This is a genomic window from Streptomyces coeruleofuscus, from assembly GCF_039532725.1.
Lineage (GTDB): Bacteria > Actinomycetota > Actinomycetes > Streptomycetales > Streptomycetaceae > Streptomyces > Streptomyces coeruleofuscus.
This window is the reverse complement of record NZ_BAAASE010000002.1, coordinates 254,004-275,083: the sequence shown is the minus strand read 5'-3', so window position 1 is coordinate 275,083 and position 21,080 is coordinate 254,004. Positions and strand designations below refer to the sequence as shown.

Below are 21,080 nucleotides of genomic sequence, written 5' to 3'. Positions count from 1 at the left end.
AGGTGCAGGGCAGGGCGGATCGCGCGTCCGGGCCGGCTACCGGCAGGTGGCCTCGACAGGCCCCGGCCCGGAGCGGTCTGCCCCGGGCCGGTTCCGGGCAGGTCAGTCGGGAAGCGAGCCGCCGAGCTCCGGCAGGACGACCGCTCCGGTCTTCGTCGGCACCGTGGCCGTGCCCCGCATCAGCAGCGCGCCGCCCGCCGCGCCCACGGCCAGGTCGGCCTTGCCGTCGGCGGTCAGGTCGCGCAGGCGGAGGGTGTAGCCGAAGGAGGCGTGGGAGTCGGCCGGGCCGAGCACCGTCTGTGCGATCCAGGAGCTGCGGGCACCGCTGAGGCCGCCGGAGCCGCCGCGGAACACGTGGACCCCGCCCTGGTCCTCCAAGCCCTCGACGTCCTCGTGCGGCACGCCGACCGCGAGGTCCGCGTAGCCGTCGCCGTTGGCGTCGGCGGCCGAGATGGCGTAGCCGAAGTTGTCGTCGGCCTCCGGGCTGCCGGAGACGCCCGAGGTGGCCTGGGTGAACGTGGTCGACGTGCCCGGGCCCGACGCCGTGCCGCGCCAGATGGTGACCGCGCCCTTGCCGTTGTCCTTGTCGGGCACGCCGAGGGCGATGTCGCCGTAGCCGTTCTTGTCGAAGTCGCCGACGACCGGGCTCGGGTAGAGGCCCTGCTGCCGGTCGCTGAGGGTCCTGGACGCGCCGGAGGCGAGGCCGGTGGACGTGCCCTTCAGGAACCAGGCGCGCTCGCGGATGTCGCTGCCGGTGATCTCCGTGCCGATGACCACCAGGTCGGTCTTGCCGTCCCCGTCGACCTTTCCGGCCCCGAGAGCGGAGGAGTACCAGCCGCCCGACCCCTTGTCGATCTTGCTGACCTTCCCGGTCGTGCCCGACTTGGTGAACGGGCCCCGGTACAGCCACGCCTCCTCGCCGCCGATCACGGCCAGGTCGGGCGAGCCGTCGCCGGTGAAGTCGCCGGTGGCGAGGTCGCGGCCGAAGTAGCTGCCCGCGCCGCCGGTGGGCGTGAGGTTCGTGCCGCCGGACAGGCCGGACTTGGAGCCCCAGAGGACCGTGACCGTGCCGCGGTAGTCGGTGCTGCCCACGTGCTCGAAGGGGTTGGCGACGACGAGGTCCGCGTAGCCGTCCTTGTTGAGGTCGGCGCTCGCGAGGGACGCGCCGAACTGGTCGTCCTCCTCCCCGGACCCGGGGACGCCTGCGCTGTCCTGGTGGAGGAACTTCGGGTGGGCGGTGTCGAGGCCGGTGGCGGTGCCGTACACGACCGTCACGGTGCCACCCTCGCGGTCCACGTCGTCGTAGCCGCCGTAGGCGAGGTCGCGGCGGCCGTCGCCGTTGAAGTCGTCGTAGTGCTTGGCCACCGCCGCGGAGGCGGGGCCGGTGAGGAACACGGGGGTGACGCCGGTCGCCAGCAGGGCGGCGACCAGGGCGGTCGTAGTGGATCTGCGCATGGGAGTCTCCCTGGTTCGTCAGCCGGTGAGGCCGGTGCCGAAGGCGCCGTAGGAGCGGGTCTGGCCGAGGCTGCCCGGGCCGAAGGAGCGGGCGCCTGCGGTGACTGGGCCGGTGGCCGAGCCGCGCAGGGCCGTGACGGAGCCGATGCCCTCGTCCTCGAAGCCGGCGCTGACGGTGAACTCGGCGCGGCCGTCCTTGGTGACGTCGGCCAGCAGGACGTCCGAGCCGAAGTAGTCCATGGCCTCGGCGGTGCCCGGGACACCGGCGGTGGCCTGGGTGAGGGTGCGGCCGCCGGTGCGCGAGACACCCGAAACCGAGCCGTTCATCAGGACCGTGGAACCGGCGTCCTCGAGGGTGCCGACGTCCTCGAAGACGACGCCGATGGCGAGGTCGCCGTAGCCGTCGCCGTTGGCGTCGCCGATGGAGACCGAGCCGCCGAAGCCGTCGTTCGCCTCGTCCGCGCCGGGGACACCGGTGGACGCCTGGGTCAGCTCGGCCATGGGGGCGTCGCCGTTGACCGGGCCGCCCTCGGAGCCGCGGATGACGACGACCTCGCCGCCGAGGGAGCCGCTGTGGTCGTCGTCCTTGGTGAAGACGTTGCCGAGGGCGATCTCGTCGTAGCCGTCGCCGTCGATGTCGCCGAGGGCCAGGGAGGTGCCGCCGTTCAGGGGGCGGGGGACCGAGGTGTCGGGGCCGGTGGGGGAGCCGAGGTAGGCGACGCCCTTGGACCAGCTGCCCGACTCGCTGGAGTCGAGACGGACGCGGTAGGTGAGGACCAGGTCCGACCTGCCGTCGGCGTTGGTGTCGCCCGCCTTCATGGCGTCGACGCTGTACGCCGTCTCGGGGGTGTTGACGCGCTTCGCGGCGCCGGTGGTGCCGGTCGTGGTGAAGCCGCCGCGGATCACGTAGGCGTGGGAGGAGCCGGTGCCGACGGCCAGGTCCTTCTTGCCGTCGCCGTCGAAGTCGCCCGCGGTCAGCAGCCGGCCCCAGTGGTCGTGCCCGGAGACCGCCGGGTCCTTGACCGAGGTGCCGTTCTTCAGGCCGCTCGCCGAGCCCCACAGCACGGTGACGGAGCCGCCGTCGGTGTCGGTGCCGACGTCCTCGCCGGAGGAGCCGACGGCGAGGTCGGTGTAGCCGTCGCCGTTGAGGTCCGCCACGGCGAGCGCGTCGCCGAAGGTGTCCTCGGCCTCGGCGGCACCGGGCACCCCGGCGGTGTTCTGGCTGACCACGGTCCGCTTGGCCGGGTCGAGGCCGGTGGAGCCGCCGTAGACCACGGCGACGTAGCCGGCCATGCCCTTGCCGTCGACCTTGGCGTACGGGGCGGCGAACGCGACGTCGCCGTAGCCGTCGCCGTTGAAGTCGGCCTTCGGGCCGGTGGCGGGCGCGGCGGTGGCCGCCGTCGCGGGCAGGGCCGTGAGCAGGCCGGTGGTGAGGGCCGTGGCCAGGAGGAGGGTGCGCTTGCGCATCTGTGGAGTCCCGTTGTCGGTGATCAGGAGTTGAGTGCGGTGCCGTAGCCCGGCGTGCCGGCCGTGGAGACGCCGGTCGTGCCCGGGCCGAAGCTGACGGAGCCGGTGGCCGTCGGGCCGGTGGCGGTGGCGCGCAGGGACCAGACGGCGCCGTCGCCGGCGTTCTCGCCCGGCGCGGAGACGGACAGGTCGGCGCGGCGATCGCCGGTGTGGTCGGTGAGGGTCACGCGGGCGCCGAAGCGGTCGCCCTGCTCCGAACTGCCGGGCACGCCCGCGGTGTTCTGGGTGTACGACGTCGCGCTCTTGGTGGTCAGGCCGGACGCCGAGCCGTACAGCACGGTGACGGCACCGGCGGCGGAGTTCTCGCCGGCGGCGCCGATCGCCAGGTCGGCGAAGCCGTCGCCGTTGACGTCGCCGAGCGCGACGCCGCTGCCGAAGCGGTCGCCCTTCTCGGAGGCGCCGGGCACCCCGGCGGTGTCCTGGGTGAGGACGCGTGGGGCGCGGTTCGTGTCGAGGCCGCCGTCGGGTCCGCCGTGGACGACGGTGACCTGGCCGCCGAGGGCGCCCTCCGGGTCGGCGGACGGCTCCCGGTCGTTGCCCACGGCGATGTCGTCGTGGCCGTCGCCGTCGATGTCGCCCACGGCGGAGACGGACCCGGCGGGCAGTCGCTCCAGCCAGTCGACGTAGTTGCCGATCTTCAGGTCGGCGAGGGCGGTGGTCGCGGCACCGGTGCTCACGGCACGGCCGTGCAGGACCACCCGGGGCCGGCCGTCGCCGGTGACGTCGCCGGAGGAGAGGTGCGTGACACCCGTCGAGGAGGACCACCAGTCGTTGCGCGAGCCCGAACCGCCGTTGGACGCGCTCGTTCTGGTGATCGGGCCCTCGACGAGGGAGAGGGTGACCGGGCCGGTGGAGCCGACCGCGACGTCCACGTCCCCGTCGCCGTCGAAGTCGCCCGCGGCCAGCGTCTGGCCGTACCGGTCGTAGTCGGTGCTGAAGAAGCTGAACAGCGAACGGGCGCCGGACAGTCCGGACTCGGAGCCCCAGACGATGGTGACCGTGCCGTCGTTGCTGTCGCTGCCGTCCTCGCCGGGCGTGCCGATCAGCAGGTCGGCGTAGCCGTCGGTGTTCAGGTCGGCGGAGGCGAGCGCGGAGCCGAAGGCGTCGTCGGCCTCGGCGGCACCGGGCATTCCGGCCGTGTTCTGGGTCAGGAGCGTGCGGGTGGAGCTCTTCGGCCCGCTGGTGCTGCCGTAGACGACGGACACGGCACCCGCCTTCGCCTGCCCGGCGACGGTGGCGCCCGGCGCGCCGATCGCGAGGTCCGTGCGGCCGTCGCCGTTGAAGTCGTAGGGGGCGGCGGGGGTCGCGGCGTGCGCGGCCGGGGCGGAGAGGGTGAGGGCGAGCGGGGTGAGGGCCGCCGCGAGGACGGCGGCGGTGATACGGGTACGCATGGGTGTACGTGCCTCACAGAGGAGTCGACGGGGCGTCACGGGGCGACGGGACGTCACTGGGCGGCGGGGCGTCACTGGGCGACGACGGAACCGAGGCTGCCGTCCTTGAGGGAGACGGCGGTGGTGGTGATCCCCTGGGCCCCGCTCGTGGTCAGGCCGGAAGCGGAGCCGCGCAGGGTCCACAGGCCGCCCGTGGAGTTCTCGCCGTCGACGCCGATGACGAGGTCCGCCTTGCCGTCCTTCGTCACGTCGGTCAGGCCGACCGCGGAACCGAAGCGGTCCCAGGACTCGGCCGAGCCGGGCACACCGGCGGTGTCCTGGGTGTACGACTTCACGCCGCTGCTGGTCCTCAGGCCGGAGGCGGAGCCGAACAGCACGGTCACCGAGCCCGCGTCCTTCGCCGAGCCGACGTCCTCGCCCGCGGCGGAGACCACGACGTCGGCGTACCCGTCGCCGTTGATGTCGCCGGTGCTCACCGCCGTGCCGAAACCGTCGTAGGCCTCGCCCGAGCCGGGCACGCCCGCGGTGTCCTGGTGGACGACGGTCGGCTGCTGCGCCGGGTCGGGGCCGTTCGGACCGCCGTACCAGACGGTGATCTGGCCGCCCTTGTGACCGCCGGGCTTGAGGTCGTACGGGTCCGTGTAGTCGCCGAGGACGAGGTCGCCGTAGCCGTCGCCGTCGATGTCGCCGATCGAACCGGGGTAGCCGTCGGCGTCCGGCAGCTGGGCCATCTTGTACGTCGAGCCGGTCCAGCGGAAGTAGTCGATCTGGCCGCCGGTGTCGCCGTCCACGTTGAACGGGTAGACGCGCTCGGCCGCGCCGTCGCCGGTCATGTCACCCGCGATCACCTCGTACGTCGTGCCCAGCTCGCCGACGACGGAGTGGCTCAGCGGACCGCCGGCGCGGGTGAAGGGGCCCCGGTAGATGCGCGTGTGGGTCTGGCCGGTGAGCGTGACGTCCGTGTCGCCGTCACCGTCGAAGTCGCCGGTCGCGATGCCCCGGGAGAAGCCGCCGTACTCGGAGAGCGACGTCGGCTGCGGCAGACCCTTGCCGCTGGTCAGGCCCGACGTGCTCCCCCACAGGATCGTGCCGGAGCCGATGCCGTCCCGGTCGCCGATGCTCTCGCCGGTGGCGCCGACGACGAGGTCGGAGTAACCGTCCCTGTCCAGATCGCCGGTGGCCAGGGCGGCGCCGAACACGTCGCCCGACTCGGCGGTGCCGGGCACGCCCGCGGAGTTCTGGGTGATGACGGCCTTGCGGGCGGCCGACACACCGGACGCCGAGCCGTACAGCACGACGACCGCGCCGGCGCAGGAGGCCGAGCCGACGTTGGCACAGGGGGCGCCGGCCGCGACGTCCCGGTACCCGTCGCCGTTGAAGTCCCCGGCGAGGCCCGAGGGCGCGGCGGCGGCCGGGGTGGTGGTGAGCAGGCCGGTGGTGAGCGTGGCGGCCAGGAGGAGGGTGCGCTTGCGCAAGGTGGGGCTCCGGGTGGGAAACGGCGGGCCGGGCCTAAGGGCCGGTCCCGGGTGAGGAGAGCGGGGCGGCTCAGGTGGTGAGGCAGGCCTGCGGGGCGGAGTCCCGGTGTGTCGCCGTGCCGGTCGCGGGCACGGACGGCCCGCCCGTCGGCGTGGCCGGGCCGGCGACCGTCGCGAGGGCGGTGCGCGGGTGCGGGCGCCCGTGGGGGCGCCGCCGGTGCAGTGGCTGGTGCTGATGCATGCGGGGGTCTCCTGCGGCATGCGGGATGCCTGGCGGGCATCCACAGTCGATGAGGCGCCGGGACCGTCCGTGTTCGCCGGGAGTTGTACGGGCGTTCACGGGTGGTCGGCGATCAGGAGACCTGTGTGGGGACGTAAGGGTTGTACGTGAGTTCGGTTAATTTCCGAGGCCTCTGAGAGGCAGGGCTCATGTCACTCGCCGGGCACCGGCCGGTACCGCACATCGACCGCCGCCTTGCGGTCGTCCCCGACGAGCAGCTCCAGCGGTACGGGCGCACCCCCGGGGTTGTCGAACAGCCGGACCCCGTCGCCGAGCAGTACGGGCACGATGTGCAGGTCGATCTCGTCGATCAGCCCGCGTTCCAGGAGCTGCCGGGGCGGCCCTTGTGCATCCGTAGACCGGCCGCACGCCGAATACTCATCGCGCACCGCTCCTCGGACAGAGGAGCCAAAATGTTCCGATTTATTCGGATTACGTGCTTTGGCTCTTGAGTGAGTGGTTACGCGTGAGAGGGCTACAGAAACAAGGAGAATGCCAATGATCACTCGCGACCAGATCTCCACAGTGCTGGATCATCCCGTCTACGACGCGCACGGCAACAAGATCGGTGACGCCAAGCACGTCTTCTTCGACGATGTGACCGGCGAGCCCGAGTGGGTGAGCGTGCAGACCGGCTTGTTCGGCACCAGCGAGTCGTTCGTGCCGATCCACGACGGGACCGTGGTGGAGGACCACCTGGAGGTGCCCTTCGCCAAGGACACGGTCAAGAACGCACCGAACGTCGACATCGATGCCGGAGGCCATCTGTCCGTAGAGGAGGAGCACCGTCTGTACGAGCACTACGGCATCGACTGGGACACGGCTTGGCAGCAGGCCAACCAGCGAGACCAGGGCGGCTGGGCCCAGACCGGCACCGCCGGGCAGACCGGGATGGCGGCCGGGAGAGAGCCCGCCGGCGACGACGCGATGACGCGCTCCGAGGAGCAGATGCACGTCGGTGTCGAACGCCGCGAGACCGGCCGGGCGCGCCTGCGCAAGTACGTCGTCACCGAGGAGGTCCAGAAGACCGTCCCCGTACGCCACGAAGAAGTCCGCGTCGAACGCGAACCGATCACCGACGCCAACCGGGACGCGGCGATGTCCGGCGCCGACATCACCGAGGCCGAACACGAGGTGATCCTCCACGCGGAGCGTCCGGTCGTGGAGACGGAAGCCGTCCCCGTCGAACGCGTCCGCCTGGAAACCGAGGAGCGCACCGACGAGGCAACCGTTCGTGGCGAGGTCCGCAAGGAGCGGATCGAGACCGACGTGTCCGACGAGACCGGCGTCGCCGACGAGACCGGCCAGAGTGATCGGTGACGGAAGGGCAGCCGAGTCGGAAACCGAGCGGCACAACGTCGAAGGGCCCCACTGCACGCAGTGGGGCCCTTCGACGGCAGCAGGGACAACTGCTGGCAGCCGTGCGGGGCAGTTGAGTCGCGCGGGCTGGAGGCGCCTTCGGGCCCCGGACCGATCACGCGTGGTCCGGGGCCCGGGGCGCCTGCACGGTCCTCAGCCGGGGCCTGACTGCCGCCGGGTTTCGCCGGCGACCTGCTGCCCGGAGTCGCGTGCCTGCTCGGCTACCTGGCCGGCCTGGCCGCGGGCCTCGTCCTGCGTGGTGCGGGCGGCCTCCGCGGCGGTGTCCTTCACCTCCTGCGCCGCACTCTGGGCGACCTCCTTGGCCCCCTCCTTCAGGTTCTGTGCCGAATCCTGGGCGGCCTGCTTCACGGGTTCCAGCGCCTCGCCGCCGCGTTGTATCAGGTCGGTGGTCCTCTCCTGCTCCATCTGGGAGACGGGCAGCATCGAGGCCGCCAGCATGCCGGCGCCGAAGGCGATCAGACCGGCGGCCAGCGGGTTGCCCTGGGTCTGGCGCATCGCCTGTTCCGGAGCCTGCCGTACGGCTTCACCGGCCTGGCCGGCAGCCTCCCGCGCGGTGCCGGCCGCCTGCTGGGTGCCCTCCTGCAGCGATCCGGCCATCGACTGCGCGCTGCCGCTGACGCCCTGGGCGGTCTGGGAGGCGGATCCCATGACCCGTTCCCGCATGCCCGAGACGGTGCCGCGCATCCTGCGCGTGCGGCGACGGGCGATACGCCGGGGACTGGTCCGGTCCGCGAGCCGGTCCATGTCGGCGGACAAGCGGTCCCGCGTGGCGGTGATCTCGGCCCTCATCTGGTCGGGTGACGTGCCCATTGCGCATTCTCCTTCAGCGTCTCGACTGTCTGCCCTGGCTTCGGCGTCACGGTGCGCATCCGGGTACGGCCCCGTGCGTACAGCACCGCCGCGACCACGGCCCACACCCCGGTGACGATCAGGGCGGCCCAGCCGCCGTCCATCACGTTGGCCAGGCCCAGCACCGCGGCCAGTGACAGGAACAGCAGGACCATGTAGCCGGCGAACCCGGCGCCGCCGTACATGCCGGCCGCCTTGCCCGCCTTGGTCGCCTCCTGCTTGACCTCGGTCTTGGCCAGCTCGACCTCCTGCCGGAACAGGGTCTGGACGTCGGAGGTCACGGCGGACAGCAGCTCGCCCACCGAGGTGTCCCCACCGCGCGCCTCCACTCGGCGGGACTGGATCGAGGCCATCGCTCACACCTCCGGGTACGGACGGGCCGACGCACCGCCCGGGGGCATCCCGACGGACGGCTGCATCTCCGGGGGAGGACCGGACGGCAGCGCCGTGGGCTGCCCTTCGTCCGGAGCCGCAGGCTGCTGTGTGCGTTCGGAGGACCCGTCGGACTTCCCCGCCGCCTTCACCATCCGCCCGACGGCCAGCCCTGCCAGCAGCGCGCCGCCCAGGAATACGCCGGGGCGTCGGCGGGCGAAGTCCTGCACATCGGTGAGGACGCCGTCGACTCCCTGTCTGTCCAGATAATCGGCCGCCCGGTGCCCACCGTCGGCCGCCTGAGCCGCGAGGCTACGGGCAGGCGAGTCGCTCTGGGCGTTCTCCGCCAGCCCGGCCAGGTCGTCCGCCCACTGGCGCAGCGAGCCTGCCGCCCGCCTGGTCTGCTCCTCGACCTCGCTCATCGCTCGGCTCCGCAGGTCCTGGGCGGCCGCGCCGACCTGCTGCCGGGCCTCGCCCGCCACGGTCTTGGCCTGGTCCACGGCGGTACCCGCGACCTCTCCCGCGGCCTGCCTGGCCTGATCGGTGGTGGCCGACGCCTCCGCTCTGGCCGTCTCCCCGGTCTGCCGCAACCTCGTCGTGCCGCCCTGCGCTGCCTCGCTCATCAGCCACTCCTCCTCACAAGATCACTTCACTAGTGGTCCGCTATGTACGCGAGTGACTGTTTCGTCAATATTCACACCCTTGAAGGGCGATTTATCGAGATTGATGCGATACCTGGCGATGGGCGTCGGTGGACGGCAGCGGGCGGGACCGTGCGGCCGCTCGCGCCTGCTCGAACGGCGGGTCTGGCCCGTCGCGGAAGTGGTGCACTCCCACACTGTCTTGCAGTGTCGTAACGCTCATGCCACTTCTCCCAGTTCACGGGCCTGACACCACGGGGGGCTGCAAATCTGCGGCGACGACGGTCCCCGCCTGGGAAGCTACTGATCATGACGATCCCGTTACCACCGCACCCCACCGGCCTCCCTTACCACCGCATGGGCCACAGCACCGGCCGTCACAGCTGGTGGCGGCCAGTGCTCGGCACGCTGCTGGCTCTCGGCGCCTACGCCGTACTCAACCTCCTGCTGTTCGCCCTCTCCTACGGCTTCGGGGCGGCGGCCGGACTTCGCGAACTGCCCGACGGCGGCTACGACTTCGGCACAGCCGTCAACACGGCCCTGGACCTCACCTTCATCGCGATCGCCCTGCCCGTGATTCTGCTGGCCGTGTGGTGGCCGGGGCGGCGACCGCCCGGCACCCTGTCGTCGGTCGCCGGACGGCTGCGGTGGCGCTGGCTGGTCCGGTGCCTGCTCGTCGCGGTGCTCCCCGTGACCGTGCTGGCGGTGTCCGCGTTTCTCCTGCCCGACGGCGGAGGCGACTCGGGGGAGTCCGACGTATGGGTGGGCTGGCGTTCGTTCCTCGTCTCACTGGTCTTGCTGGCCGTCTTCGTCCCGGTGCAGGCCGCGGCCGAGGAGTACGTGTTCCGGGGCTGGCTGACGCAGGCGGTCGGCGCCTTCTTCCGTTCCCCGTGGTTCGCGGTGATCCCGCAGGCCGTGCTGTTCGCCGCCGCCCACGGCTGGGGCACCACGTGGGGCTTCACCGGCCTGCTGGTCTTCGGTGGGGTCTGCGGTTGGCTGACCATCCGCACCGGCGGCCTGGAGGCTGCCGTCGCGCTGCACGCCCTGAGCAACCTGCTGGCCTTCGGCGTCGCGGCCGCTTTCGTCGACGGGCTGTCGTCAGACGAGACCGCCGCCGACGCACCCTGGCAACTCGCCCTCGTGGACGTGGGAACGACAGTGATCTACGCCGCACTCGTGCTGTGGCTCGCCCGACGCCACCACCCCCAGCGCCTGTCACCCCCGGTGTCCGGGCCCGCCCCATGGCCCGCGCCGCACCTGCAACCGCAGGGGGCTACGACGCTCAAGGTCCCGCCCGGCCACGCCGGCAGTGACGTTCCGCCTTCCCCATGGCCGTAGCTCGATGGGATGTCCGGCGTCCGAGCAGCCGAGGAACTACCGGTACTCCACCAACCAGCAGGTCGTCATCGACGCCGACAGCCGACTCGCTCAGTCGATACAGAACTCATTGCCCTCGATGTCCAGCATCGGGATGCACGACTCGTTTTCCTCATCGGCATACAGCGTTCGCACGTGTACTGCGCCGATCGCGACCAGTCGTGCGCATTCGGCCTCGAGTGCGGCGAGGCGTTCTTCACCCACGAGTCCGGTGCCGACCCGCACATCAAGATGCACCCGGTTCTTGACGGTCTTCCCTTCGGGGACGCGCTGGAAGTACAGCCGCGGGCCCACACCTGAGGGATCTGTGCAGGCGAACCATGAATCCCGCTGCTCAGGCGGCTGCGAACGCTTGAAATCATCCCAAGTGGCAAACCCCTCCGGTGGCGGTGGTACGACGTACCCCAACACCTCGCACCAGAAACGAGCAAGGCGCTCAGGTTCTGCGCAGTCAAAGGTGACTTGGAACTTCTTGATCGCTGACATCGGTGCACCGTACCGTGCGGACAGAATTTGCCGCCCTTGGATTTCAGAATCCGCGCGGAGTCACCAATCCGGACTCGTAGGCAAGAACGACGAGTTGGGCGCGGTCGCGGGCGTGGAGTTTGGTCATGGCCCGGTTGATGTGGGTCTTCGCGGTGAGCGGGCTGATCACCATGCGGTCGGCGATCTGGTCGTTGGACAGGCCCTGCGCGACCAGCGCTACGGCCTCGCGCTCGCGGGCGGTCAGCTCGTCCAGCCCGGTGCCGGCGACGGTGGGGAGTGGCTGGGTGACGTACCGGTTGATCAGCTTGCGGGTGATGGACGGGGCGAGCAGCGCGTCACCGCGTGCGGCGACGCGTACGGCGTGCACGAAGTCGTCCGGCACGATGTCCTTGACGAGGAATCCGGCGGCGCCGGCGCGCAGCGCGTCGAGGACGTACTCGTCCATGCCGTAGTTGGTGAGGATGACGACGTGCACCTGGGCCAGGTCCGGGTCCGCGGCGATGCGCCGGGTGGCCTCGATGCCGTCGACGACCGGCATCTGGATGTCGATCAGCACGATGTCGGGCAGGTACTGCCTGGCGAGCGCCAGACCCTCCGCGCCGTCGGCGGCCTCGGCCACCACCTCGATGTCGTCCTCGAGGTCGAGGAGCGCACGGAATCCGCTGCGAATGAGCGGCTGGTCGTCGACGAGCAGGACACGGATCATGAGGCGGGCTCCACGGGGAGTTCGGCCTGGACGGTGAAGCCGTGCTCGTCGCGCGGCTGGGCACGCAGCAGGCCGCCGAGGGCGGTGACGCGTTCACGCATGCCGAGCAGTCCCAGGCCGGGCGTCGGCACCGTGTCCGGCGTGGCCTTGCCGTCGTCGTCGACCTGGACGACGACTGAGTCGGCCCGGTAGTCGATGCGGACCGACGCGGTCGCGGCGGAGGCGTGCCGGGCGATGTTGGTCAGCGACTCCTGGACGATCCGGTAGGCGGTCCGGCCCACCGCGGCGGGCACGTCGGACCGCTCTCCCTCGATGGTCAGCGTCGCGTCCAGGCCGGCCCTGCTTGCCTGTTCCACCAGCTCCGGGATGTGGTCGAGCCCGCGGGGCGGGGCGGTGTCGTCGTCGCGCAGCGCCTCCAGGGTGGCGCGCAGTTCCCGGGTCGCCTCACGTCCGGCCTCCTGGATGGCCAGCAGGGCCTCGGGCACCTGCTCACCCCGCCGTCGGGCCACGTGGACGGCGACTTCCGCCTGCACCTTGATGATCGAGATCTGGTGGGTGAGCGAATCGTGCAGCTCCCGGGCGATGCGCAGCCGTTCCTCATCGGCGCGGCGCCGCGCGGTCTCCTCCCGGGTGCGTTCGGCCTCGTCCGCCCGCCGCTCGGCCTGGCGCAGCGCCTCCCCGGCGGCGAACGCGGCGATCAGCCAGGCGATCTCGAGGACGTGCCGGGCCCGCGCCAACGCCTCGCCCGCGGGCCCGTCGTGGAGGACCAGCGCGGTGAGGGGGAGAACAACCAGCATGGTCACGGACGCCGCCACCGTGAGAGCGCGGTGCCCGGCCCGTACCGCGCCGTACACCGCGACCAGGTACGAGACGGCGAGCACGTCGAAACCGGCCGCCTGGTAGCCCACCGCGCACAGCCCCGTGACGGCCAGGACGGCCAGTGGAGCGCGGCGACGCGCGGCCAGCGCGAGACCGCCGGCCGCCAGCAGCGCGTAGCCGGGCACGCCGGGGTCCGCGCCGGCGTGCTCCCCGGACAGTCCGGTGCCCAGCAGCAGGGCCGCCACGCCGAGGGCGATCGCCCAGTCCCTGACCGCGGCCGGGACGCCGAACCGTCCTTTGTCCATGCGCGCACCTTAGCCAGGTGCCGCCGCGGGCGAGTCCCGCTCGCGGACGAGCGGCCGGCTACCGCGCTCGCGGTATCCGCGCGGATCCTGCCGCATCCGCGGCAGGAGCCTGCGGCGTGGGCGGCAGCGCGAAGTGTCTGCGCCTGCGGGACGACCGGCGGCGGGGCCGGCGGACACGATCGGGACGTATCCGAATCCCGGAACCGAAACCGCGTGAAAGAGGAGAGCGACATGAACTCCCCGGAAGCCCTGACGATGTCGATCCAGCTCGTGACCGCCGCCGAGGGGTACGGCGTCCAAGGGCGAGGTCCGTCCATCGTGGCCGATCTGGTGGCGCTGGCCGGCGTGGCCATCGGCGCGCTGGCGCTGGCCCGCGCCAAGGGACGTGTCGGCACCGGCACCGGCAGCGGGCGAACCGCTGCCGTCGTGGCCATGGCGCTTGGGCTGACCGGCATGATCCTCGCGGGGGTGGCGCTGGCCATCGCCGACGGCGGCCCCGGCACCGGGAACGGCGTGGTCGGATCCGCCTTCGCCCTCGCGCTGGGGCTGTTCGGCATGGTCCTCGGGGGGCGGGCTCGGGCGCGCTCGCGCCGCACCGGCCTGTCGGCTGACGGGCTGGCCGGCTGACCGGCCGCGCTTCCTTGCAAGAACTCCACAGACTTTGGTCGCCGTGGAGTCGACCATCGGCGGATTACCGGCCGTCCTGGGCAGCGACAGACTCGCGGATATGAACGTCCGTCAAGTGGGCGAGAGGGAGTCATCGCAGCCCATGACGGCTCGTCAGCGCCTACGTAGCGCCGCCGCCTGGGTGCCGTCCGGCACGGCTGCTGGTGCGCATTGACGGGGATGGCGGCCGGCAGGTGAAACAGAGGACCAGGAGCGTGGGAATGAAGACGCCACCCGATCCACCGACCGCCACGGATGCCGACCAGGTCAGCTCGGGTGGCCGTCGGCACCGGGTGGCCCCGGTGGTGACGCTGTTTCTCATGGCTCCCCTGCTGGGCGAGGTGGTGGGCGCGGCGTTGCGCCTGAGCTATTTCGTGGAGCCCTTGCGGGTGGTCTCGATCCTGTGCTTCTACGGCGCCGGTGTCGTCCTGGTGCGCGAGATCGCGCAGCGCCTGCGGCTCAACGGGTGGGGGATGGTTCTGCTCGGTGTCGCCTACGCGCTGATCGAGGAAGGCCTCGCCCTCCAGACGATCTTCAATCCGCAGGGTATGGACGGCGAGACGATGTACGGCCGCGCCGCCGGGGTGAACTGGTTCTGGGCTGTGCTCGTGTGCGGGTACCACGTCGTCTGGAGCGTGCTCATTCCCATTGGCGTGGTGCACATCCTGTTCCCCCGGGAGAGCGGGTCCCCGTGGTTGTCGCCACGGAAACTGCCGGTCTTCGGTGGGGTGTTCGCCCTCGGTACGGCGCTCTTCGCGCTGATTTCTCTCCTGCGGTCGGATTTCCGCCTTTCCGTCGTCGAGATCGGCGCGGTGCTCGCGATCGTGGGATCGCTGATCGGTGCCGCGTCGCGCTGCCGGGCCCGAGACACACCGCGTGTACCGCGGCGGCTGCCTGGGACGGTGCGTGCCGGGTGGACGGGGTTTGGCTTCGGACTGGTCTGGTTCGCCTTCCACCTGATGGCATTCATCGGTGGCGGCATACCGTTCGTATGGTGGGTGCTCGCGGCCGTGCTGGTCGCCATCGCCGCCGCGGTGATCGTGGCCCGCTGGATGCGGCACGGCTGGACGGCGCGGCACCAGTTGGCGGCATCCTTCGGCGCGGTGCTCGCTGCTGGACTGTTCGGACTGCTGCTGGTTTCCCTCGGGGACCGCTTGGTGGATGTGGTCTTCGAGGTGATCGTGATCGGCGGGCTCGTCGCCGGTTACGTCTGGATTCATAGTGCGTCCGGGCGAGAAGGTCGTACTCACGGAAGAAAGCGGAGTCTCAGCGAGCCCCCTGAGTAAGCCTCGGCTCCAAAATGTCGATGGCCTCCAGGAAGCCGAGGCCTTGAGGAGTGGCGATGACGCCTACGTCCCATTGCCGTTCCTGTGCGTGAGTAATCAGCTTGCCGACATCACCGGCGACTCAGGCCGCGCACACGACGACGTACAGGAAGGGTTTCTTGTCGTCAGCGTTCTGCGCGGTCACCCGAGGCCTCCGGCACGAACTCGTACTGCAACTCGTAGAGATGTCCCGCCTTCACCATCGATGTCGCCTCGATCGGGCGTCCGTCTGCCGCGTAGACGACCCTCAGCGTGCACAGGACCGGCAGGCTGCCGGGGAGGCGTAGGGCCTCGAACTGCTCCTGGGTGGGGACTCGGGCCGAAACGCGGTCCACGCAGTGGTGGGGTGTCTGGCCCAGTTGCCGGAGCAAGGTGGCCGTTCCGCCCTTGATGCGCTGGTGGTCCGTCAGAGGCGTATCCCGGGCGATGTCCAACGGGTAGTAGGACTTCACGAGTTCGGCCGGTTCGTCGTCGATCAGCAGCAGTTGGCTGCGCAGTACCGCCGTGTCCTCGTCCCGGAGGCCGAGAGCCGTTCGGATGTCCGCGGGCGGGTTCGTCTCCGTCACGTCGAGGAGGTTGATACGGGCGTCCGTGCCGTGCTTGGCCGCCTCGGTGAGCCAGGGATATGACTCGCCGGGTGCCGCCGGTGTGAGGGACGTGGCAGGACGCATCGTCCGCTGCCTGTGCTCGCGGACCGTTACCGCCGCACCTGCGCGTCCGACCACCAGACCCTCGTCCTTGAGAAGTTGGAGGGCCTTCTGGATCGTTGCGTTGGAGGCGTCGAAGCGGCTTCTGAGCTGCGCGGTGGAGGGCAGGTTCGCGCCCGACGGCAGTTCGCCGCTCATGATGTCGTCGCGCAGGTCGGCAGCGATCCGTTCGTGCAGCGAGCGGCGGTCGTGGGCTTCCGGTTCGGCCTTTGGCACGGTCATCCGATTCTGATCTCGTAGCGCAACTGCTGGCGCTGGGCGGGCATCACCATACGGTCGACCTGGATCGGTCGGTCTTCGCGGTCCAGGGTCAGCCTGGTGAGGCGCAGAACAGGGTCCGTCTCGGCGAGTCGCAGGGCCTCTTGCTCCTCTTCAACCGGCAGGCCGGCCGTGACGTCCTCTCTGACCAGTGCGCCGACATGTCCCAGCTCGGCGAGCAGGGTGACAGCTCCGCCCCGGATCTTGGCCGTTCCGGCAAGGGGCGTGCCCCGGGCAATGGCGGCGGGGTAGTAGGTGTCGGTCAGTTCGTTCGGCTCGTCGTCGAGGAGGATCAGGCGGCGGCGTACGACGACCGGTTCTCCTTGCTGAACCCCGAGCAGCAGTGCAACCTCAGCCGGAGCGGGCGCCTCTCCGGCATGGATGATGCGCTGGGAACCACGTCGACCCTTGGCGGCCGCGTCCGTGCTCCAGGCGTCGCCCTGTTCCTGCTCGCGCGGCGTCAGATACGGCATCGAAGTGCTGATCCACCTGCTCGCGCTCACGATGTCCTCCCGCGGCCGACGTCGGCAAACACCTTGCTGCTTTACACGGTAAGCGACTTGGTGGCCAAGGGTTCATGGCGGTCCCGATCTCCACCTTGCCGCCTTTCGCGAATAGCGATAAGGTTTCTCCATGACCGAGCTGCTTCGCCGTCTCGTCGCTTGGGCCGGCCTTTCGCGTCAGCCCTGCCAGGCCCTCCAGCACCCGTTACATGAGCCCTGCTCCGGCACTACGTCTCTGCGGTACCCCCCGCTCCCCGCCCACCGCAGCCCTTACCGTTCGGACACGTTCCTCGACGGCACCTCGACGGTGACCGTGCGCCCCTACCTCGTCGCCCACGAGCAGTGGCAGCAGTGCAGTGAAGCGGGCGACCCCGACGCTGCCGAGGCCGCCTGATGAACACCGACCCGCGTCGCACGCTGCGGCTCCTGCCCTGGAGCAGCCCAGAAGCCAAGCCGTGCTTTCTGATCACCGACGACGGGGGCGGACGCGTATCCCGTCTGGCCGACATCATCGAAGCGACCCAGCTCGACATGGGTGCCCAGCTCCTCGCCCACGCCGACGACCTGCTCCGCGACGCCACCGAGGCACAACTCCGCTTCCTCGCCGAGCGGCTGGCCGAGGCCCTGCGGGACATCCTCCGTGTCGCGGAAAGCCGAGGGCAGAGGTACGACGAGGAGCGTCTCGCCCCATGACGCCCGCCACCGACCGGACTCCCGCGTCACCCGAGTGCACCCTCGCCGCCCGCCCCGGCTACCAGGAGCTGCACACCGACTGCCGGCAGACCCGCGACCTGCCCCTCCCCTTCGCCCTCGGCATCCTGCTCCAGCCCCGCTGTGGCTGCCCGTGCCACCCGTACGGCAGCGGCAGCGGCAGCCGTGGAACGCCGACGCCCCCCGCCCGATGACTCGGACAGGGGGCGTCAAGAACTACCCGCAGCAACCGCCTACTTGACCGGCTCCGGCTCCGGCGCACTCGCGGAGTCCGCCGTCCCCGCCGGGGGCTCGCCCCCGTCGTCGCCCTCGCTCTCGTCGGACACCGGCGTCTTCACCGAGTCCAGCAGCAGCTGAGCCACATCCACCACCTGGATGGACTCCTTGGCCTTGCCGTCGTTCTTCTTGCCGTTGACGGAGTCCGTGAGCATCACGAGGCAGAACGGGCACGCCGTCGACACGATGTCGGGGTTCACCGACAGCGCCTCGTCGACACGCTCGTTGTTGATGCGCTTGCCGATCCGCTCCTCCATCCACATCCGCGCGCCACCCGCGCCACAGCAGAAGCCCCGCTCCTTGTGGCGGTGCATCTCCTCGTTGCGGATGCCGGGGACGCTGGCGATGATCTCGCGCGGGGGCGTGTAGATCTTGTTGTGGCGGCCCAGGTAGCAAGGGTCGTGGTAGGTGATGATGCCCTCGACCGGGGTGACCGGGATGAGCTTGCCCTCGTCCACCAGGTGCTGGAGCAACTGCGTGTGGTGGATGACCTCGTAGTCGCCGCCGAGCTGCGGGTACTCGTTGCCCAGCGTGTTGAGGCAGTGCGGGCAGGTGGCGACGATCTTCTTCGAGGACTTCGGCTTCGCCGACTCGGGCGTCACCTTGCCCTCGTCGTCCATCTCCTCGCCGAACGCCATGTTCAGCGCCATGACGTTCTCCATGCCGAGCTCCTGGAACAGGGGCTCGTTGCCGAGACGCCGGGCGGAGTCACCGGTGCACTTCTCGTCGCCGCCCATGATCGCGAACTTGACGCCCGCGATGTGGAGCAGCTCCGCGAAGGCCTTCGTGGTCTTCTTCGCGCGGTCCTCCAGGGCGCCCGCGCAGCCGACCCAGTACAGGTACTCGACCTCGGACAGGTCCTCGATGTCCTTGCCGACGACCGGGACCTCGAAGTCGACCTCCTTGAGCCACTCCAGGCGCTGCTTCTTCGCCAGGCCCCAGGGGTTGCCCTTCTTCTCCAGGTTCTTGAGCATCGTGCCCGCCTCGGACGGGAACGCGGACTCGATCATCACCTGGTAGCGGCGCATGTCGACGATGTGGTCGACGTGCTCGATGTCCACCGGGCACTGCTCGACGCAGGCACCGCAGGTGGTGCAGGACCACAGGACGTCCGGGTCGATGACGCCGTTGTCCTCCAGCGTGCCGACCAGGGGGCGCTCGGCCTCCGCCAGGGCAGCGGCGGGCACACCGGCCAGCTGCTCCTCGGACGCCTTCTCCTCGCCCTCCATGGTCTTGCCGCCGCCGGCCAGCAGGTACGGCGCCTTGGCGTGCGCGTGGTCGCGCAGCGACATGATCAGCAGCTTGGGGGAGAGGGGCTTGCCCGTGTTCCACGCCGGGCACTGCGACTGGCAGCGGCCGCACTCGGTGCACGTGGAGAAGTCCAGCAGGCCCTTCCAGGAGAACTGCTCGACCTGGGAGACACCGAAGACGTCGTCGTCGCCCGGGTCGGTGAAGTCGATCGGCTTGCCGCCGGAGGTCATCGGCTGGAGGGCGCCCAGCGCCGTCTCGCCCGTCGCCTCGCGCTTGAACCAGATGTTCGGGAAGGCCAGGAAGCGGTGCCAGGCGACACCCATGTTGGTGTTCAGGCTGACCGTGATCATCCAGATCATGGTCGTGCCCAGCTTGATCATCGCGAAGAAGTAGACGAGGTTCTGAAGCGCCGCCACGCTCAGGCCCTTGAAGGCCAGGACCAGCGGGTACGAGGCGAAGTACGCGGCCTCGTAGTGGTCCACGTGGTGGAGCGCGCCCTCCAGGCCCCGCAGGACGTAGATGGCCAGGCCGATCGTGAGGATGACGTACTCGACGAAGTACGCCTGGCCCATCTTCGAGCCGGCGAAGCGGGACTTGCGGCCCGGCCGTGACGGCAGGTTCAGCAGGCGGATCACCATCAGCGTGGCGATGCCGAGCGTCGTCATGGCCGCGATGAACTCGATGTAGAGCTCGTAGGGGAGGAAGCCGCCGAGCACCGGCAGCGTCCAGTCGGCCTGGAACAGCTGGCCGTACGCGGTGATGATCGTCGGCGGCAGCGTCAGGAAGCCGATCGCCACGAACCAGTGGGCGATGCCGACGATGCCCCACCGGTTCATGCGCGTGTGGCCGAGGAACTCCTTCACCAGGGTCACGCTGCGCTGGTAGGGGTTGTCGGTCCGGGTACCGGCGGGCACGGGCTGGCCCAGCTTGAAGTACCGGACGAACTGGCCGATCGCGCGTGCGAGCAGCGCGACGCCGACCACGGTCAAGACCAGCGACACGATGATCGCGGCGAGTTGCATGGGGGCTCCTCGGGCCTGCGAGGGTCTGTCGGGGGAACCTGTCGTTATCGAGGGTTCCCCGAGATTACTAAGCGGTAACTTATGCAGTCCGTCTGAGACTACCCCTATCTTCCGCCGCACTGTAGCCGGGTGGGCAGTGATCTGAATCGCTGAGGGTTGCCTCAGGAACCGCCCGGATCCGCATCGCGATCCCGCCGTGTTATTCGTACCGAATTGTCATAATGACGCCTAACTTATATCCGTGCTCTATGGGATCGCTGCCGCCGCCACCGCCCTCCTCCTCACCGCCCTGCTCGCGGCCCTCCTCCGGATCCCCGCCCTGCGCCTCGGCATCCTCGACCGGCGGCGGCAGCGGGAGGTGCCGTTGTCCGGGGGTGTGGCCGTGGTGGTGGTCGCCGGGGCGGTCGTGGGCGTCAAGGACTGGGCATCGGCCGGGAGCGGGATCCGCGGGCTGCTCGTCGCCGGCGGCGTCGTCGCCCTGCTCGGGCTCGTCGACGACGTGTGGCGGCTGAGGCGGCGGGTGCTCGTCGCCGGTACGGGCGTGGCGGCCGCGTGTGTCGTGCCGTACGCGGAGGCGGGGGTGGGCACCGGGCTGCTCGGGGTCCTGTGGGTCGTGGGGGTGACCTTCGCCTTCCGGGGGCTCGACCACGCCGACGGGCTCGCGGGGGCGGTCGGGGTCGTCGCCGCCTTCGGGGTCGCGGCCTGTGCCGCCGTGGACGTGATGGACGGGATCGCGGCGCTGATGAGCGTGCTGGCCGCCGCGCTGACCGGGTTCCTGCTGCACAACTGGCACCCCGCGCGCGTGGCGCTGGGCAGTTGCGGGTCCATGTCCGCGGGGTTCGTGATCGCCGTGGCCGCCGTGCACGTCCGGGCCGGGTTCGGCGTCGCGGAAAGTGCCGGGGTGCTCTTCGCGCTGACCGCCGTGGTGTGTGCCGACGCCGTACTGGTGCTGCTGTCGCGGCGGTTGGGCGCCAGGGCGGTTCTCCGGAGCGGGCCGGATCATCTCGCGCACCGGCTGCGGCGGCTCGGGCTCACCGTGCCCGGAGTCACTCTGCTGCTGGGGGCCGGGGCGGTCTCCGGTGTGCTCGTCGGGGTACTCGCGCATGCCGGCCGGGTCGGTGGCGACGCCCTGTGGTGGGTGGCCGGAGTGGCTGTCGTGGCCGTGTTCGCCCTCTCCCGTGTTCCTGTCTACGCCGATCGACGCACCGTATCGCCGCAGGTGAGAGCGTCGTTGCGTGTAAGGAACGGATAAGACTTGAGCCAGGTCGACTCAGCTCTGTTGACCGGTGGGGAGCCGT

The 21,080-nt window shown here is 70.7% G+C and carries 22 protein-coding genes and 1 pseudogene; 7 read left to right on the top strand and 16 right to left on the bottom strand.

Going from position 1 to position 21,080, the window contains the following annotated elements:
• Window positions 1–102 precede the first annotated feature (102 nt).
• From ABFX81_RS08350 to ABFX81_RS08325, 6 genes are all read right to left on the bottom strand, one after another.
• Window positions 103–1,455 carry an FG-GAP-like repeat-containing protein gene (locus ABFX81_RS08350; RefSeq protein WP_086844289.1) on the bottom strand — a complete coding sequence of 451 codons (1,353 nt, stop codon included), beginning with the start codon at window positions 1,453–1,455 and terminating at the stop codon, window positions 103–105.
• A gap of 18 nt (window positions 1,456–1,473) precedes the next feature.
• Complete coding sequence (locus tag ABFX81_RS08345) at window positions 1,474–2,922, bottom strand: FG-GAP-like repeat-containing protein (RefSeq protein WP_086844287.1); 1,449 nt, start codon at window positions 2,920–2,922, stop codon at window positions 1,474–1,476.
• A 23-nt stretch (window positions 2,923–2,945) separates the two neighbouring features.
• A complete protein-coding gene (locus ABFX81_RS08340; protein ID WP_086844285.1) occupies window positions 2,946–4,373 on the bottom strand; it encodes an FG-GAP-like repeat-containing protein in 1,428 nt (475 codons plus the stop codon).
• Window positions 4,374–4,444: 71 nt separating this feature from the next.
• On the bottom strand, window positions 4,445–5,848 hold the full coding sequence (locus ABFX81_RS08335; RefSeq protein WP_086844283.1) for an FG-GAP-like repeat-containing protein: 1,404 nt from the start codon (window positions 5,846–5,848) through the stop codon (window positions 4,445–4,447).
• A gap of 70 nt (window positions 5,849–5,918) precedes the next feature.
• Complete coding sequence (locus ABFX81_RS08330; protein ID WP_346137845.1) at window positions 5,919–6,089, bottom strand: hypothetical protein; 171 nt, start codon at window positions 6,087–6,089, stop codon at window positions 5,919–5,921.
• Between the two features lie 191 nt (window positions 6,090–6,280).
• Entirely contained in the window at window positions 6,281–6,517 is a 237-nt protein-coding gene (locus ABFX81_RS08325; RefSeq protein ID WP_086844281.1) for a dihydrofolate reductase family protein, read from the bottom strand.
• A 109-nt stretch (window positions 6,518–6,626) separates the two neighbouring features.
• On the opposite strand from ABFX81_RS08325, the gene ABFX81_RS08320 reads away from it, so the two are divergent.
• Window positions 6,627–7,448, top strand: a complete 822-nt coding sequence (locus tag ABFX81_RS08320) for a DUF2382 domain-containing protein (RefSeq protein ID WP_086844279.1) — start codon at window positions 6,627–6,629, stop codon at window positions 7,446–7,448.
• Window positions 7,449–7,640: 192 nt separating this feature from the next.
• On the opposite strand, the gene ABFX81_RS08315 is transcribed toward ABFX81_RS08320, so the two are convergent.
• From ABFX81_RS08315 to ABFX81_RS08305, 3 genes are read right to left on the bottom strand one after another with little or no spacing between them, the layout of a single operon-like run.
• Window positions 7,641–8,318 carry a DUF3618 domain-containing protein gene (locus ABFX81_RS08315; RefSeq protein ID WP_086844277.1) on the bottom strand — a complete coding sequence of 226 codons (678 nt, stop codon included), beginning with the start codon at window positions 8,316–8,318 and terminating at the stop codon, window positions 7,641–7,643.
• On the bottom strand, window positions 8,294–8,710 hold the full coding sequence (locus ABFX81_RS08310; protein ID WP_086844274.1) for a phage holin family protein: 417 nt from the start codon (window positions 8,708–8,710) through the stop codon (window positions 8,294–8,296). The genes ABFX81_RS08315 and ABFX81_RS08310 overlap by 25 nt, the downstream gene beginning before the upstream one ends.
• Before the next feature lie 3 nt (window positions 8,711–8,713).
• Window positions 8,714–9,352 (bottom strand): ATP synthase subunit B family protein, encoded by a 639-nt coding sequence (locus tag ABFX81_RS08305; RefSeq protein WP_086844272.1) that lies wholly within the window; start codon window positions 9,350–9,352, stop codon window positions 8,714–8,716.
• 327 nt (window positions 9,353–9,679) lie between these two features.
• Between ABFX81_RS08305 and ABFX81_RS08300 the strand changes: the two genes are divergently transcribed.
• Window positions 9,680–10,708, top strand: coding sequence for a CPBP family glutamic-type intramembrane protease (locus ABFX81_RS08300; protein ID WP_346137844.1), 1,029 nt, complete (start codon window positions 9,680–9,682; stop codon window positions 10,706–10,708).
• A 90-nt stretch (window positions 10,709–10,798) separates the two neighbouring features.
• Here ABFX81_RS08300 and ABFX81_RS08295 read toward each other — a convergent pair whose 3' ends face one another.
• The 3 genes from ABFX81_RS08295 to ABFX81_RS08285 are packed head-to-tail and all read right to left on the bottom strand — an operon-like array spanning window position 10,799 to window position 13,063.
• On the bottom strand, window positions 10,799–11,233 hold the full coding sequence (locus ABFX81_RS08295; protein WP_086844270.1) for a VOC family protein: 435 nt from the start codon (window positions 11,231–11,233) through the stop codon (window positions 10,799–10,801).
• 43 nt (window positions 11,234–11,276) lie between these two features.
• Window positions 11,277–11,939, bottom strand: a complete 663-nt coding sequence (locus ABFX81_RS08290; protein WP_086844268.1) for a response regulator — start codon at window positions 11,937–11,939, stop codon at window positions 11,277–11,279.
• Window positions 11,936–13,063, bottom strand: coding sequence for a histidine kinase (locus ABFX81_RS08285; protein ID WP_086844266.1), 1,128 nt, complete (start codon window positions 13,061–13,063; stop codon window positions 11,936–11,938). Before ABFX81_RS08285 ends, ABFX81_RS08290 begins: the two co-directional genes overlap by 4 nt.
• A 231-nt stretch (window positions 13,064–13,294) precedes the next feature.
• On the opposite strand from ABFX81_RS08285, the gene ABFX81_RS08280 reads away from it, so the two are divergent.
• Together ABFX81_RS08280 and ABFX81_RS08275 are read left to right on the top strand one after the other, a co-directional pair.
• Window positions 13,295–13,690, top strand: a complete 396-nt coding sequence (locus ABFX81_RS08280) for a DUF6223 family protein (protein ID WP_086843995.1) — start codon at window positions 13,295–13,297, stop codon at window positions 13,688–13,690.
• 260 nt (window positions 13,691–13,950) lie between these two features.
• Window positions 13,951–15,015 carry a hypothetical protein gene (locus ABFX81_RS08275; RefSeq protein ID WP_086843997.1) on the top strand — a complete coding sequence of 355 codons (1,065 nt, stop codon included), beginning with the start codon at window positions 13,951–13,953 and terminating at the stop codon, window positions 15,013–15,015.
• Between the two features lie 25 nt (window positions 15,016–15,040).
• Here ABFX81_RS08275 and ABFX81_RS08270 read toward each other — a convergent pair.
• From ABFX81_RS08270 to ABFX81_RS08260, 3 genes and pseudogenes are all read right to left on the bottom strand, one after another.
• Window positions 15,041–15,199: pseudogene (locus ABFX81_RS08270) on the bottom strand (flavoprotein); the annotation flags it as partial.
• The gene (locus tag ABFX81_RS08265; RefSeq protein ID WP_086844000.1) at window positions 15,180–15,983 is read right to left on the bottom strand and encodes a UTRA domain-containing protein; all 804 of its coding nucleotides are present in this window, start codon (window positions 15,981–15,983) and stop codon (window positions 15,180–15,182) included. The gene ABFX81_RS08265 and the pseudogene ABFX81_RS08270, both read right to left, overlap by 20 nt.
• A complete protein-coding gene (locus ABFX81_RS08260) occupies window positions 15,980–16,522 on the bottom strand; it encodes a UTRA domain-containing protein (protein ID WP_086844002.1) in 543 nt (180 codons plus the stop codon). Before ABFX81_RS08260 ends, ABFX81_RS08265 begins: the two co-directional genes overlap by 4 nt.
• 393 nt (window positions 16,523–16,915) lie before the next feature.
• Between ABFX81_RS08260 and ABFX81_RS08255 the strand changes: the two genes are divergently transcribed.
• Window positions 16,916–17,215 carry a hypothetical protein gene (locus ABFX81_RS08255; RefSeq protein ID WP_086844006.1) on the top strand — a complete coding sequence of 100 codons (300 nt, stop codon included), beginning with the start codon at window positions 16,916–16,918 and terminating at the stop codon, window positions 17,213–17,215.
• Window positions 17,212–17,427 carry a hypothetical protein gene (locus ABFX81_RS08250; protein WP_086844008.1) on the top strand — a complete coding sequence of 72 codons (216 nt, stop codon included), beginning with the start codon at window positions 17,212–17,214 and terminating at the stop codon, window positions 17,425–17,427. The genes ABFX81_RS08255 and ABFX81_RS08250 overlap by 4 nt, the downstream gene beginning before the upstream one ends.
• A 39-nt stretch (window positions 17,428–17,466) precedes the next feature.
• On the opposite strand, the gene ABFX81_RS08245 is transcribed toward ABFX81_RS08250, so the two are convergent.
• Complete coding sequence (locus ABFX81_RS08245) at window positions 17,467–19,782, bottom strand: heterodisulfide reductase-related iron-sulfur binding cluster (RefSeq protein WP_086844010.1); 2,316 nt, start codon at window positions 19,780–19,782, stop codon at window positions 17,467–17,469.
• Window positions 19,783–20,023: 241 nt separating this feature from the next.
• Here ABFX81_RS08245 and ABFX81_RS08240 point away from each other — a divergent pair, with 241 nt between their 5' ends.
• Window positions 20,024–21,034, top strand: a complete 1,011-nt coding sequence (locus ABFX81_RS08240) for an MraY family glycosyltransferase (protein WP_086844012.1) — start codon at window positions 20,024–20,026, stop codon at window positions 21,032–21,034.
• Window positions 21,035–21,080 lie beyond the last annotated feature (46 nt).

What these genes read in the sequence shown, in the direction of transcription:
- ABFX81_RS08350 (WP_086844289.1), bottom strand. Translation starts at nt 1,455, where the DNA reads ATGCGCAGATCCACTACGACCGCCCTGGTCGCCGCCCTGCTGGCGACC.
- ABFX81_RS08345 (WP_086844287.1), bottom strand. Translation starts at nt 2,922, where the DNA reads ATGCGCAAGCGCACCCTCCTCCTGGCCACGGCCCTCACCACCGGCCTG.
- ABFX81_RS08340 (WP_086844285.1), bottom strand. Translation starts at nt 4,373, where the DNA reads ATGCGTACCCGTATCACCGCCGCCGTCCTCGCGGCGGCCCTCACCCCG.
- ABFX81_RS08330 (WP_346137845.1), bottom strand. Translation starts at nt 6,089, where the DNA reads ATGCATCAGCACCAGCCACTGCACCGGCGGCGCCCCCACGGGCGCCCG.
- ABFX81_RS08320 (WP_086844279.1), top strand. Translation starts at nt 6,627, where the DNA reads ATGATCACTCGCGACCAGATCTCCACAGTGCTGGATCATCCCGTCTAC.
- ABFX81_RS08315 (WP_086844277.1), bottom strand. Translation starts at nt 8,318, where the DNA reads ATGGGCACGTCACCCGACCAGATGAGGGCCGAGATCACCGCCACGCGG.
- ABFX81_RS08310 (WP_086844274.1), bottom strand. Translation starts at nt 8,710, where the DNA reads ATGGCCTCGATCCAGTCCCGCCGAGTGGAGGCGCGCGGTGGGGACACC.
- ABFX81_RS08305 (WP_086844272.1), bottom strand. Translation starts at nt 9,352, where the DNA reads ATGAGCGAGGCAGCGCAGGGCGGCACGACGAGGTTGCGGCAGACCGGG.
- ABFX81_RS08300 (WP_346137844.1), top strand. Translation starts at nt 9,680, where the DNA reads ATGACGATCCCGTTACCACCGCACCCCACCGGCCTCCCTTACCACCGC.
- ABFX81_RS08295 (WP_086844270.1), bottom strand. Translation starts at nt 11,233, where the DNA reads ATGTCAGCGATCAAGAAGTTCCAAGTCACCTTTGACTGCGCAGAACCT.
- ABFX81_RS08290 (WP_086844268.1), bottom strand. Translation starts at nt 11,939, where the DNA reads ATGATCCGTGTCCTGCTCGTCGACGACCAGCCGCTCATTCGCAGCGGA.
- ABFX81_RS08285 (WP_086844266.1), bottom strand. Translation starts at nt 13,063, where the DNA reads ATGGACAAAGGACGGTTCGGCGTCCCGGCCGCGGTCAGGGACTGGGCG.
- ABFX81_RS08280 (WP_086843995.1), top strand. Translation starts at nt 13,295, where the DNA reads ATGAACTCCCCGGAAGCCCTGACGATGTCGATCCAGCTCGTGACCGCC.
- ABFX81_RS08275 (WP_086843997.1), top strand. Translation starts at nt 13,951, where the DNA reads ATGAAGACGCCACCCGATCCACCGACCGCCACGGATGCCGACCAGGTC.
- ABFX81_RS08265 (WP_086844000.1), bottom strand. Translation starts at nt 15,983, where the DNA reads ATGACCGTGCCAAAGGCCGAACCGGAAGCCCACGACCGCCGCTCGCTG.
- ABFX81_RS08255 (WP_086844006.1), top strand. Translation starts at nt 16,916, where the DNA reads ATGAACACCGACCCGCGTCGCACGCTGCGGCTCCTGCCCTGGAGCAGC.
- ABFX81_RS08250 (WP_086844008.1), top strand. Translation starts at nt 17,212, where the DNA reads ATGACGCCCGCCACCGACCGGACTCCCGCGTCACCCGAGTGCACCCTC.
- ABFX81_RS08245 (WP_086844010.1), bottom strand. Translation starts at nt 19,782, where the DNA reads ATGCAACTCGCCGCGATCATCGTGTCGCTGGTCTTGACCGTGGTCGGC.